Source organism: Methanoculleus sediminis (assembly GCF_001017125.1).
In the GTDB taxonomy this organism is placed as follows: Archaea; Halobacteriota; Methanomicrobia; order Methanomicrobiales; family Methanoculleaceae; genus Methanoculleus; species Methanoculleus sediminis.
Genome location: NZ_JXOJ01000002.1, coordinates 25,801 through 37,440, shown reverse-complemented (window position 1 = coordinate 37,440; position 11,640 = coordinate 25,801). Strand labels below are relative to the sequence as shown.

Sequence of the window (11,640 nt, the reverse complement as noted above, 5' to 3'; positions counted from 1 at the left end):
GCATACGCCTTGTCGCACCCTCGTGAAGAGGGTGATCACCCTGCCCTCACCCGGTCGCGTTCGCCGTCACGTTTTCGGCGGTCTCGTTCGTCGGCGACAGGGTCACGTCCGGCGGGATCATGACCGCATCGATGGCGTGGATGACGCCGTTCGCGGCCGGAATATCTGCCCGGATCACCCGTGCACCGTCCACCGTCACGCTCTCGCCGCCGGCGGCGACGCCGATCGGATTGCCCTGGATGGATGGAACGGTGTCGTTTGCGGTGATTTCGGCCGACGTATACCTCCCCGGAGCCATGTGGTAGAGCAGGGTCTCCGCGAGGTTGCCCTTCGGGTCGTCGAAGAGTTCATCCATCATGGTCTCCGGAACCCGGCTAAATGCCTCGTCCGTCGGCGCAAAGACGGTGTAGGGACCCGGCCCGGCGAGCGTCCCCTTGAGTCCGGCGGCATCGAGCGCGTGGAGGAACGCCGAGAAGTTGCCGTCCCGGGCCAGCACCTCGTCGGCCGTCAGACTCCCGCCGACCGGCGTTTCGGAAGGTGTTCCGTTCGTCCGGTTCTGGCCGTCGCCTCCCGGCAGGCCCGTGCAGCCGCAGATGAGAACCGCCGCCCCGATAGCCAGAACTGTTATGAACAGCGCGCAATTCGTTCGCATGGTTCCCCCTGGAGACTGTATGTTCCGCCCCTCCTCTCTTGTTGCCCCTACATAAAGTACTGGTCTCGGGTACCCGCCGATCGGGTCACGGTTACCCCTATTTCCAGAGCGTCAGGGTCGAGACGACGTGCCGGGCGGGATCGTAGACCCTGACGGTATGGTTGCCGGTATCGGCGATATACCAGAGTCCCCTGAAGTCGGCCAGACCGCCCGGCTCGTTCAGCCTTGCTTCTCCCGACAGCCCGTCCCGGTAGCCGCGGCCGCCGTTTCCGGCCCGGGTGAGAACCCACCCGGTCTCCAGGTCGAACTGCTTGATCTTGTGGTTGCCGGTGTCGGCGATGTAGAGCGACCCGTCCCTGTAAGCGATGCCCGTCGCCCGGTGGATGCGCGCCATCCGGGCGATGGTGTCGAGATCGCCGAAATCGTCGGGGGAGTGCCCGATACGGGTCTCGACCATTCCTCGCTTGATGCGGCGGATCGCCGAAGCCCCGCTGTCGGCGACAAAGAGCGCCTCGCCGTCGGTGACGATGCCGGTAGGGCCGGCGAAGGCGGCCTTCTCCAGCGGCCCGTCGACCAGCCCCTCCCGGCCGGAACCGGCATACGGCTCCACCTCGTGGGTGGCGAGATCCATTCGCCAGATCTGGTTTGCCCCTGCCATCGCGATGTAGAGGTGGCCGCCCAGCAGCGCGAGATCCCGCGGCGCGTTCAGCGCGGTTCCGGTGCCCGGTCCGCCTTCGCCGGATGACGGCGCGGCAAGCCCTGTCCCGGCGATCGTCGCGACCTCCCGCTCGGTAAAGGAGACACGGCGGATCGTGTGGTTCCCGGTATCCGCAACGTAGAGGACGCCCGCCTCTTCGTCGAATATAAGTCCCTCCGGCAGGTAGAATGCGGCCTCATCGAACGATCCGTCGGTGTTTCCGGCAGCCCCGGAGCCGAGCGTCTCCAGGATATTTCCGTCGGAGTCGGCGACGACGATCCGGTGATGACCGGTATCGCTTATAAAGAGGCGCATCCCGACGTTGTCCGCCGCGACTTTGCCGGGACGATGCAGGCTCGTCTCCCGTGCCGTCTCCGGAGCGGTTCCCGGCGACAGCCGTCCTCTCTCGAGCATGCCCCGCTGCCCGAACTCCGTCGTCATCCGGTCGATCTTCGGGTTGAGCCTCCCGTAAAGCCCTTCGGCGGCGGTCTTCCCGACCACGTTCCCTCCCGGGTCGATGAGGACGAAGGTCGGCCACTCCCGGATCCCGAAGGCCTGCCAGAGCAGGCGATTGCGGTCGATGGCGACAGGGTGCTCCAGCCCGGCGCGGCGCACGGCCTCCCGGAAGTTCCCGCCGACTGCGGCGGATTCGAACCCGGGGTAATGCACTTCGACGACCACCAGCCCGGGATGCTTCTCCTCGAGCCGCCGGATCTCCGGTGCCAGCCGCATGCAGTTCGAACAGGTGAACGTCGCAAACGAGAGCAGCACTATCCTGCCCGAGAGATCGCGGACGGAGAGGGGATGGTCGGTGTTGAGCCACTCGAGATCGGTGGGGAAATCAGGCGCGGCTATCGGTGCCATGCGACACCCTGTGGCATTTGGAGGTTATGAATGTTGGCGAGGATCGGGGCCGGGCCGCACCGTCACGCCGGCGGCCCGGCATACGCCGCCCGCGGCGCGGCGAGCATCTCTTTGCAGAAGGCAATTGCCGCGGGAACCCTGCTCTTCTGGTAGACCACGGGTTTGATGCGGGGCGTCTTTGAGACGCTGCCGATCACCCTGAAGACCTGCGGCCAGGGTACCCTGTCTCCCGGCGACGGAGGCCGGAGGTCGCTATGGATATGAAACGCCTGCAGGGAATCGAACGGAATCTCGCCAAGCGATTCGGGGAAGTCCTCACTCGTTGCGGCGTGGAGGTGCCAGGGATCGAGTGCTATCCCGGCCAGCCCGGCGATCTCGGGGTGGATATCCTTGAGTATCGCCCAGAACGACCGTATCTGGCTCCCCGTGGAGATGCTCTGGTCCTTGTGGTGCTCGAGCAGCACCAGCGGTTCCGTTCCGAAGGCGTTCCAGTGGGCGGCGATCAGGGCATGCATCCCCATGACGATATCGGCGTGGGTGTTCCTCCGGTCGCCGGGGTGAATCTCGATGATCTCCGGGGGGATACCCAGGAAGTCCTCGATCTCGAGGAGCATATCCCCGAAACCGGCCACCCAGCCGGGATCGCGCCACCGCAGGTTTGCCGTCGCCTGCCTGCCGTGCCGGTCTCTCCGGGGGATGGCAGGTTCGGTGTGCAGGAGGTACCTGAGGTTGCCCGGAAGGGCGGTATCCTGTTCATAGAGGAGTTCGACGGACGATCGGGTGAGGATCGACCCTATCTCCTGCCCCGTTCGCTCCACCTCCGTCTTGTTCTTGATGAAATCGCCGGGGATCTCGATATACGCGCACCCGAGGGGTTCTGCGAGGTGCCAGCGTTCGAGGAGTCCGCCCCGCTGGGCTACTTCGGTGACGTTCGGGTAGATGTAGTCCGCACCCGGCATGACGGTCTGGCTATACCCGGCGGATCACAAAAACGTTGGGGATCTCGATCCCCTCCTCTTTTTCCTCCGCCGGGAGCCGGAGCCCCGGCGGCGGCGAAGGGCTCTCGAGATGCCGCCTGATGAACGGCGTAACCTTACTGTACAGGTCCCCGGGGCTACCCGCGCCTGTCGAGAACCTGCGGACAGACGAACAGTATCTCCACGGGCGCGTGGATGTAGGTGCAGTAGGCGCATCCGGGGTCGTAATACATGCATGAAGCGCATCCCCATCGTTGCGGCTTCCTCTCCTTCTGCAGCAGGATGCCTCCCGTTTCTGCATCGTGCAGCGTATGCACCTCCCGCTCCTGTGCCTCGGGGTATTGAGCATCGGGATTACTCTTCAGCGAATTGCTGCCGCAGGGAGATCTCATGTCGTACCCTAAGATGCTCTCCGGCTGCCAGACATTTATTGCGTCGATGAATATTCATCTGGTAGATGAAACATCAGGGGCCCGGAGGACGGCTCCCGCATGTGCGATGTGTGGGCATTTTGCAACCCTATGCCTCCCGGGACTCAAAACGGGGGATTGAGAGCGCCGGACCGGTACAGACGGCACCCGGGTCCGGGAGGGCATCCCGGATCAGATCGGGGGACACGGCACTGCGAGGGTGAGCAGGTAAAGAGTTACTCCCAGCAGAATGAACTGTCCGTCGGCAAGCAGTTCAAAAAGGAGTTTTTCCTTCACAAGTTGATGGAAGCACAGAAGGTACCCCTGGACGTAGCCTATGCCCGCAGCCAGCAGCAGTACCGGATGGAAACCCGGCAGGAGCCCGGCGGCAAGCACCAGCACGCCTCCGACGGTTACGTTGATCGCCGTTAGAAGAAGGAGCGTTCTTTTGGGGCCGATGATCGTCGGGAGCGTTTTGACGCCCGATGCCAGGTCCCCCTCCACATCCCGTATGTCGAAGACCACAGTGTTGATGAAGACAAGGAAAAAGAAGAAAATGCCGACGATGCCGGTGGCGGCACTCGCAGGAAGGCCGGCATGACAGACCGGCAGGAGAGCCGGGGGGAAAGCCCAGGATAACGCCACTACAAGGCTCTTCATTAAAGGCACCTCTTTTAATCGCCGGAACCCGAACCTGGCCGGGAAAAGCGGTACACTATAAACGATCCCGGCGACCAGGGGCACGGTCGTGACGAAGAGGCTGCCGAGGCCCTGAATCCCGGAGAGGCAGAGGGCAATGACGTAAGCGCCGACTGCGGAACGGAAGAGGACGACCTCGTATTCCTTCGTGAAAGCATACCGTTCCGTGTGATTTATGGCGTCCTCGTCCTCGTCGGTCTTGCGGTTGAGGTTGTAGACGGCGAATACGACGAGCATCAGTATTGCCGCCGCAACCGGGTCGAAGGGGAGGCCGTGCAGGAGGCACGAGATATACACCATCGCTGCTCCTGCTATAGATAGATACAGGGAACTGTACACGAAAAGTTGGACGACGATCTGTCGGGTTGGCTGGATCAGGTTGGTGTTATTTGCAAATCCGAACATGGAGTGGTTTTCAGAGAACGGGTGAATATTTATTACTCCGACGAAGATTCATCACTTCGATGCATCCCGGTATTTAAACACGCTATTTCGGCAAAGAACTGAGCAGGCCGGAGCGGTGCATTCGCCCCCCCCTCTCCGTTTCACTCAACGAACGCGAAGAGAAGATGCTCCGGACTCTGAACGACAGTATATTCCCGGGGCCGTGGAACGGCGTTTTGCCGGGCGTCCTGTCGGGAACCGGGCGGCGATTGGGTCCCGGAAAAAGAGGTTGTCAGGGCAGTTTCAGCGGTCTGGCGTCTGCTTTATAGTGCTGAAAGAGTCTTTCGCCCCAGGAGACCGCCGCAGCGTCGGTGCTGATGAGATCGGTAGTGGTATCATATTTGTCGGTATCGCGCCTGTACAGGCCCAACGAGAGATATCCGTCCGTTACTGTCATCCCGAGGCGGATAGGCGAAGGAGAGACGTAAATTCTGAATTTTTTGCATCTCTTCAGGGTTTCCAGCACCGTGTCGTATGGCCCGGAGACCAGTCCCCGGGCGATTTCTTCGGAGACGACGAGTTCGATTGCTGTGCTGCCTATAGCCGCTTCTTTAATCGCATCTACATGAACCGGGCTCATAATCGATGATACGCCGTGGATCCAGGATGCTTTCCTGAGTATGGATTGAAAGACCGTGTATACGGCGAAGATGTTCTCCTCAACATCCTTTACTATCTCTATATTGTACAGGTGTTCAAGTTCATCCAGGAATGCCGGGGGTATGCCCTGGATATCGTGTTCAATCCAGAAGTCCCTGTGCCGCTGGAGCACTCCCATGAGCATAACCACCCGCTCGATCTTCGGTTCGACGAGTCTGCCCATGGGGGTGAGGGCATAGTCGCCCCGTATCGATTCGACGTAATGCAGTCCCTCGAGGTACCGGATCTTCGGTATAAGCGCCTGCGACGAACTCCCTGTGATGTCGCGAAGGGTCGAGAGCGGTTTGCTCCCGCTGCCGAGTGCGATCATCACCTGCGTCAGCAGTCTCGACCGGAAGATTGCCTGAACGTCGTCGTGGTACTCGTTATAGATCTCGAGGGGTGATACTTCCTTCATCGTCCTTACTGATAAGGGGTGACGGTCGACGCATATCATCCTTTCCATTCCTGCGCGCTTCTGCCACCCGCCACTCGCTCCCTTCTGCCGGCCGGGCGGCCGCATGCCCGGTACGGTGCCGATGCCCGACCTCATCACACTTATAGCCTGGCACCCTCTACTTGTGTAGAAGAAGCATGTCGTCCATACCTGCACGATACCTGATCTGCACAGCACTCTGTGCATGCATCGTCGCCTGCCTCGTCACGGCAGGCTGTTCTGCTTCCTCCGGGCCGCAGCCGGAGATCGGATCCGATCTCTCCGGTGATCTCGTCGTCCATTTCATCGACGTCGGGCAGGGCGATTCGATCCTGATCGAGTTCCGCGACAAGACCATGCTCATCGATGCCGGCGAGCGCGGGATGGGGGAGCGCGTCATTGCATACCTCGATGAGAGGAACGTCGAGACGCTCGACGTGGTCGTGGCGACCCATGCGCACTCCGACCACATCGGCGGCCTTGCCGACGTCATCTCCGCCTACCCGGTCGGCCGGTTCGTCGATGCCGCGCAGCCGCACCCGACCGCGACCTACGAGAACCTGCTTGCCCTGGTCGAAGACCTGGGGATACCCTACGCCGCGGCGGAGCGCGGGCAGACGGTTGCCCTCGATCCCGACCTTGAGGTCCTGATCCTGAACCCGGGCGCAGAGCCGCTCGGCGACGTGAACGAGGACTCCGTCGTCCTGAAGGTGACGTATGGGGAGATCTCGTACCTCTTCACGGGCGATGCCGGTAACCCGGCGGAGGAGAGCATGACGGCGGCCGGGCTCGACCTCGACGCCGACGTCCTGAAGGTCGGCCACCACGCGAGCCGGTACGCATCCTCGGCAGAATTCCTCTCCGCGGTCAGCCCCGCGATCAGCGTCATCGAGGTCGGCGAGGGGAACGACTACGGCCACCCCCACGAGGAGGCGGTCGAACGCCTCGAGGCGACCGGCTCGCGCATCTACCGGACCGACCTTGACGGGACCGTCATCGTCGCCACCGACGGCACGGCGCTCACCGTTGCCGCCGGCGGTGCACCTCCCGCCACCGTGACGGCCGGGGCAACGACCGCGGCCGCAACGGCGACCCCGACGGCGACGACGACGCCCGCCCCGTCTTCCGGCGTGTACATCAGCGACCTCGATCTCCAGGACGAGTGGATCGCCGTCGCGAACGCGGACGAGACGGCGGTCAACCTCACCGGCTGGACGATCACCGACGAGGGGACGCGCAACACCTACACCTTCCCGGTCTTCACGCTCGATCCGGGCGCCGACGTCACCGTCCACTCCGGGGCGGGCAACGATACCGCGACCGACCTCTACTGGGGCCGGGGGAGTGCGGTCTGGAACAACGACGGCGACCTCGCCACGCTTGCCGACGCGAACGGTACCGTCGTCAGCACCGTGGAGCGGTGACCATGGCGGAAGATGAGTCGGTCTTCCGGATGAGCCTCGACCGCGTCGAGGAGGGGCTCGCCGTCCTTCTCCTCCGCGAGGACGAGTCGGTCCGGCTCACGCTCCCCCGTTCCCTCCTTCCGTCCGGTGCCCGGGAGGGCGATATCCTGCAAGTCGCGATCCGCCGGGACGTCGCGGAGACGGAGGAGGCGAGGCGGCGGGTGGCCGAGAGGATCGAGCGGCTGCGGAAGCGAAGCGCAGAGTAACTTCACACTCTTTTATCCTCTATCCCTCCTTACGAGAGCACCGATGCAGAACCGGTGCGACGTGATCGTCGTCGGTGCGGGGCCCGCAGGCAGCACCGCCGCACGCTACGCGGCAGAGACGGGGCTTGACGTCCTCCTGATCGATAAACGCAAGGAGATCGGCGTCCCCGTCTGCTGCGGGGAGTTCAACGCGGCTCCGGAGATCCTCGCGAGCGTGCTCCCGAACGCCTCCGGCCTCGACGAACTCTTCCCCGTCGACCCCGGGCTGGTCCGGCGGGAGATCCGGGGCGCCGTCGCCGTCTCTCCCGGCGGCCGGGAGTACGGGTTCGAGCTCCCCGGCTACACCGTCGATAGGGACGCATTCGACCGGCACCTCGCGGATGCGGCCGTCCGTGCGGGTGCCGTGCTCTCGCCGGATACGAAGTTCCTCGGCCGGGAAGGCGGCCGGGTGACGACCGGCCGGGGCGAGGTCGAGGCTCGCGTCGTCGTCGCCGCGGACGGCCCGCTCTCCCCGGTCTGCCGCTCGGCCGGGATGGAGCGGAGCGCCGTCCTCGCCCCTGCCATAACCTGCCGGGTCGACGGGGAGTTCGGCGACCGCCTCCGGTTCTTCTTCGGGAACCGTATCGCCCCGGGAGGCTACGCGTGGGTCTTCCCGAAACGGGGGTGCGCAAACGTCGGGCTCGGCGTGCAGATGAGAGGCACCCCGGTTCCGGTTCTCCTGAGAGCATTTCTCGCGAGCAACGGTTTTTCCGCCCGCGACGTCCAGGCCGGGTTCGTGCCCGTCTCCGGCCCGATAAGGGAGACGGTCCGCGGAAACGTCCTCGCCGCAGGTGACGCCGCGGGCCAGGTCGTCGCGTCCAACGGGGGAGGCATCGCGACCGCCATGATCTGCGGGCGGCTTGCCGGGCTTGCGGCGGCAGACCACCTGCTCCGCGGCGAGCCCCTCGCGGCCTACGAGCGGGAGTGGCGTTCGGCGATAGGCCGGGAACTTCTCGCCGCCGCAAGGACAAAGAGGTTGGCCGACCGGGTGCTCGGCTCGGACTTCCTCCTCGAGCGGACGATGCGGCTCCTCGGCGGTCGCGGCATTGCAGACGTCATCATTCACGGCGGTCTCCGAAAGGCTCATGACGCGCGGGAGTAACGGGCAGTGGGATGCACCGCTGGCTTACGTGGAACCTGCCGGGGATCGAGGGACGGCTCACAACGCTCAGGGACGACCTCGTGCGGGAGGCCCCGGCGCTCTCTATGGGAGACGCCGCGAAGTTCCGGCGCTGGGTCCGGGACATCGAGACCGTTCTTACGAAGACGGCCGTGATCTCGGGGACGGTGCAGCCGGAGGTCGAGGCGGACCTCGGCTACTCGCTCGGGGATCGCGAGCAGTTCGTCATCGCCATGTTCCGCCCGAGCACCCGCAACCTCTTCGACGAGATAGCGGAGCACGCCCGGAGCAAGTGCTGGTGCACCCTCACCGATGCGAATCTGCGGGAACTCGCGGGGCTCTCCGAAGTGGCGGGAGCGCTCGCGTGGATCGGTGACGCCGCTTTGAAGATCGGTCTTCTTCCGGCAATCTGGGATCCCGATATCGCGAAAGCGGGAGTCCTGACCCGGAACCGGAAGGCGTACGACCGGAACTCGAACCTTGCTCTGCTCTGCGATCGCTGGGGGCTCTACGAGCACCGGATTCATTTCGACCCGGACACCCCGAGGAGCGCACGGAAGATCGGCCATGCAAAGGGGACGCTGGTCGAATCGGTCTTCGGGATTCTCTTCCTCAAGGAAGGGCTGAAAGGAGTTGCATCCGCGACGGAACTTCTCAAGCCGCCTGCCCCGTGGCGGCGGTAACCGGAAAGGTTATGATCCCCGGACTCCCCCCGCCCCCGTGAGGTGGTTGAACTGGTCGATGTTGTCAAGGCCGACGGCAGGAGAGAACCGTTCGTGCGGGAGAAAGTGACCGTGAGCGCGCTGAAATCGGGAGCGCCGCCGGAGGAGGCAAGGGCGATCGGCGAAGCCGTCGAACGGATCGCCTACGACGGAATGCCTTCCGGCGAGATCCGGCGCCGGGTGCTTGAGCAGCTCCATGACCGGAACCCGGAGTGGGAGGAGAACTGGCTCATGTACGACCGCGCCGTCAAGAAACGCGGCGTGGCGGCCGTGGGGCAGCCTGCCCGCTGATTTTTTCCATCGAGATCCCGCGGTGTTCGTCAGCCCGGCTGTCCGGATACCCCTCGACCGGGGGCGTAGCCGCCGAAAACGAACGGTCGACAGCCCGTTTCGATCCGCCGGGTGCGAAGGTATATCTACTAATCCGCGCCCATATTTGTCTTGTATTGCTCTATGGCGCCAGGAAATCGGAGAATTGGGGCGGCTATTAATCGGCCGCTTTCTATTCTGTCACGTTCTCCCGGTGCATTCGGCAATCGGAATCCAGAGATTGGCACGATGCCCAATCCGCAGTATATGAGGTTCCCCTTTTCTCCGGGAGCCCGCGGCGCGGGCACGCCAGCAGGCGATATGTATGCCGACAAGTGACTCAGAAGAAGATACACCCTCAAGTAGTAACCAAACAGAAGGAACAAAGATACTCCTCGCCGATCCGAAGACCGCGATCCTCCGGCTCTCCCTGCCGATGATGATCGCGATGACCCTCATGACCCTCTACAACGTCGTCGACGCGTTCTGGGTCGCGGGTCTCGGTGCAGACGCTCTTGCCGCCGTCGGGTTCGCATTCCCGCTCTTCATAATAACCATCGGGTTAGCGAGCGGGCTCGGGACCGGCGGAGAAGCGGCGCTCGCGCGGACGATCGGGGCCCGCGACAGGGCCGGCGCGAGCAGCGTTGCGATGCACACCCTCCTCCTGATGACCGTGCTCGCCGTCGCCGTCACCATCCCGCTCTTCCTCTTTGCCCATGACATCTTCGTCCTTATGGGAGCGGGCGATGCCGTCGGTCCTGCCACCGAGTATGCGCGAATCCTCTTCCTCGGGACGTTCGCCCTCCTCTTCGGCGAGGTCGCCTACGCGCTCATGCACGGCGAAGGAGATGCAAAGCGGACGATGTACGCCATGGCGGCGGGAGCGGTGGCGAACATAGTTCTCGACCCGATCCTGATCTACGGGCTCGACATGGGGATCGCCGGCGCAGCCTGGGCGACCATCCTCGCGGAGGTAGTCGCCGCCGTCCCGATGGTCTACTGGCTCTTCGTGAAGAGAGACACCTACATCTCGCTCCGTTTCCGGGAGTTCTCCCCGGACGCTGCAGTCGCACGGGACGTCCTGCAGGTCGGTCTCCCCGCCGCGGCCGAGCAACTGGCGCTCGCCCTGATGGCCCTGATCTTGAACGGCGTCATCGTCCTCATAGCGAGCACCGACGGCGTCGCCGTATACTCGGTCGGGTGGCGGGTCGTGAGCATCGGCCTGACGCCGATCCTTGCCATATCCTCGGCGGTGGTTGCGGTCACCGGCGCCACCTACGGGGCACGGGCGTACGCACGGATGGAGACCGCACTCCGGTTCGCCGCACGGCTCGGTCTCGGGATCGGTCTCGGGCTTGCCGCGGCCACGTTTATCTTCGCCCCCCGGATTGCCGCAGTCTTCACGGCCGGCGACGCCGCCGGGATCGCTCCCGAGCTGACGACCTACCTCCGGGTCATGAGTCTCGTCTACCCCATGGTCGGGTTCGGGCTCTTCTCGGCATCGTTCTTCCAGGGGACGGGGCTTGGCGCACGATCTCTCACGATCACGGTTCTGCAGAACGTCGTCCTATCCATCCTCTTCGCCTGGATATTCGCAGCCGGTCTCGGGCTCGGCCTCTCCGGCATCTGGTGGGGGGTTGCCGCAGGGAACGCGATCGGCGCGGCGCTCGGGTATGCCTGGGCGCGCCGGTACTCGGCAGGGCTCCTGATCAGGCAGGCCGGAGCGACGGCGGCGTGAGGGATCCATGGTGCAATACTAACCCATCTACCGATCTTCGCGGCTTCGCGTGCGATATCGATTGTTGATAGTAATACAGTCTCACGCGAAGGACGCGAAGACGCGAAGGACGACTTTCCCGAAGGGAAAGGAGTTCGAGCACCGCAGGTGCGAAGCCCGACGTTCGGTAGGAACGGAGCTTGAGCACCGCAGGTGCGAAGCCCGACGTTCGGTAGGAACGGAGCT

11 protein-coding genes are annotated in these 11,640 nt (G+C 63.9%); 6 read left to right on the top strand and 5 right to left on the bottom strand.

Annotated features, from left to right (window positions below):
• Positions 1 to 46: 46 nt before the first annotated feature.
• From SZ63_RS02970 to SZ63_RS02945, 5 genes are all read right to left on the bottom strand, one after another.
• Positions 47 to 652, bottom strand: a complete 606-nt coding sequence (locus SZ63_RS02970; RefSeq protein ID WP_048180966.1) for a fasciclin domain-containing protein — start codon at positions 650 to 652, stop codon at positions 47 to 49.
• Positions 653 to 749: 97 nt separating this feature from the next.
• The gene (locus tag SZ63_RS02965; RefSeq protein ID WP_048180963.1) at positions 750 to 2,213 is read right to left on the bottom strand and encodes a thioredoxin-like domain-containing protein; all 1,464 of its coding nucleotides are present in this window, start codon (positions 2,211 to 2,213) and stop codon (positions 750 to 752) included.
• A gap of 62 nt (positions 2,214 to 2,275) precedes the next feature.
• The gene (locus SZ63_RS02960; protein ID WP_048180959.1) at positions 2,276 to 3,172 is read right to left on the bottom strand and encodes a hypothetical protein; all 897 of its coding nucleotides are present in this window, start codon (positions 3,170 to 3,172) and stop codon (positions 2,276 to 2,278) included.
• A gap of 620 nt (positions 3,173 to 3,792) precedes the next feature.
• The gene (locus SZ63_RS02950) at positions 3,793 to 4,704 is read right to left on the bottom strand and encodes a UbiA family prenyltransferase (protein WP_082122629.1); all 912 of its coding nucleotides are present in this window, start codon (positions 4,702 to 4,704) and stop codon (positions 3,793 to 3,795) included.
• 271 nt (positions 4,705 to 4,975) lie between these two features.
• Complete coding sequence (locus SZ63_RS02945; RefSeq protein WP_048183469.1) at positions 4,976 to 5,800, bottom strand: helix-turn-helix transcriptional regulator; 825 nt, start codon at positions 5,798 to 5,800, stop codon at positions 4,976 to 4,978.
• Positions 5,801 to 5,976: 176 nt separating this feature from the next.
• On the opposite strand from SZ63_RS02945, the gene SZ63_RS02940 reads away from it, so the two are divergent.
• From SZ63_RS02940 to SZ63_RS02915, 6 genes are all read left to right on the top strand, one after another.
• A complete protein-coding gene (locus SZ63_RS02940; protein ID WP_048180950.1) occupies positions 5,977 to 7,242 on the top strand; it encodes an MBL fold metallo-hydrolase in 1,266 nt (421 codons plus the stop codon).
• A 2-nt stretch (positions 7,243 to 7,244) separates the two neighbouring features.
• Positions 7,245 to 7,487 (top strand): DUF3006 domain-containing protein, encoded by a 243-nt coding sequence (locus SZ63_RS02935; RefSeq protein ID WP_048180947.1) that lies wholly within the window; start codon positions 7,245 to 7,247, stop codon positions 7,485 to 7,487.
• A gap of 43 nt (positions 7,488 to 7,530) precedes the next feature.
• Positions 7,531 to 8,628 (top strand): geranylgeranyl reductase family protein, encoded by a 1,098-nt coding sequence (locus SZ63_RS02930; RefSeq protein ID WP_048180941.1) that lies wholly within the window; start codon positions 7,531 to 7,533, stop codon positions 8,626 to 8,628.
• A gap of 11 nt (positions 8,629 to 8,639) precedes the next feature.
• Entirely contained in the window at positions 8,640 to 9,329 is a 690-nt protein-coding gene (locus tag SZ63_RS02925; protein ID WP_048180938.1) for a ribonuclease III domain-containing protein, read from the top strand.
• 42 nt (positions 9,330 to 9,371) lie between these two features.
• Positions 9,372 to 9,659: an ATP cone domain-containing protein gene (locus SZ63_RS02920; RefSeq protein WP_241481229.1), complete on the top strand. Its 288-nt coding sequence runs from the start codon at positions 9,372 to 9,374 to the stop codon at positions 9,657 to 9,659.
• Positions 9,660 to 10,002: 343 nt separating this feature from the next.
• A complete protein-coding gene (locus tag SZ63_RS02915; RefSeq protein ID WP_048180936.1) occupies positions 10,003 to 11,415 on the top strand; it encodes an MATE family efflux transporter in 1,413 nt (470 codons plus the stop codon).
• Positions 11,416 to 11,640: the final 225 nt, after the last annotated feature.

Bases quoted from the DNA above. Each gene is read 5' to 3' on its own strand.
- SZ63_RS02930 (WP_048180941.1), top strand. From the start codon at position 7,531: ATGCAGAACCGGTGCGACGTGATCGTCGTCGGTGCGGGGCCCGCAGGC.
- SZ63_RS02965 (WP_048180963.1), bottom strand. From the start codon at position 2,213: ATGGCACCGATAGCCGCGCCTGATTTCCCCACCGATCTCGAGTGGCTC.
- SZ63_RS02940 (WP_048180950.1), top strand. From the start codon at position 5,977: ATGTCGTCCATACCTGCACGATACCTGATCTGCACAGCACTCTGTGCA.
- SZ63_RS02945 (WP_048183469.1), bottom strand. From the start codon at position 5,800: ATGAAGGAAGTATCACCCCTCGAGATCTATAACGAGTACCACGACGAC.
- SZ63_RS02935 (WP_048180947.1), top strand. From the start codon at position 7,245: ATGGCGGAAGATGAGTCGGTCTTCCGGATGAGCCTCGACCGCGTCGAG.
- SZ63_RS02915 (WP_048180936.1), top strand. From the start codon at position 10,003: ATGCCGACAAGTGACTCAGAAGAAGATACACCCTCAAGTAGTAACCAA.
- SZ63_RS02970 (WP_048180966.1), bottom strand. From the start codon at position 652: ATGCGAACGAATTGCGCGCTGTTCATAACAGTTCTGGCTATCGGGGCG.
- SZ63_RS02925 (WP_048180938.1), top strand. From the start codon at position 8,640: ATGCACCGCTGGCTTACGTGGAACCTGCCGGGGATCGAGGGACGGCTC.
- SZ63_RS02950 (WP_082122629.1), bottom strand. From the start codon at position 4,704: ATGTTCGGATTTGCAAATAACACCAACCTGATCCAGCCAACCCGACAG.
- SZ63_RS02960 (WP_048180959.1), bottom strand. From the start codon at position 3,172: ATGCCGGGTGCGGACTACATCTACCCGAACGTCACCGAAGTAGCCCAG.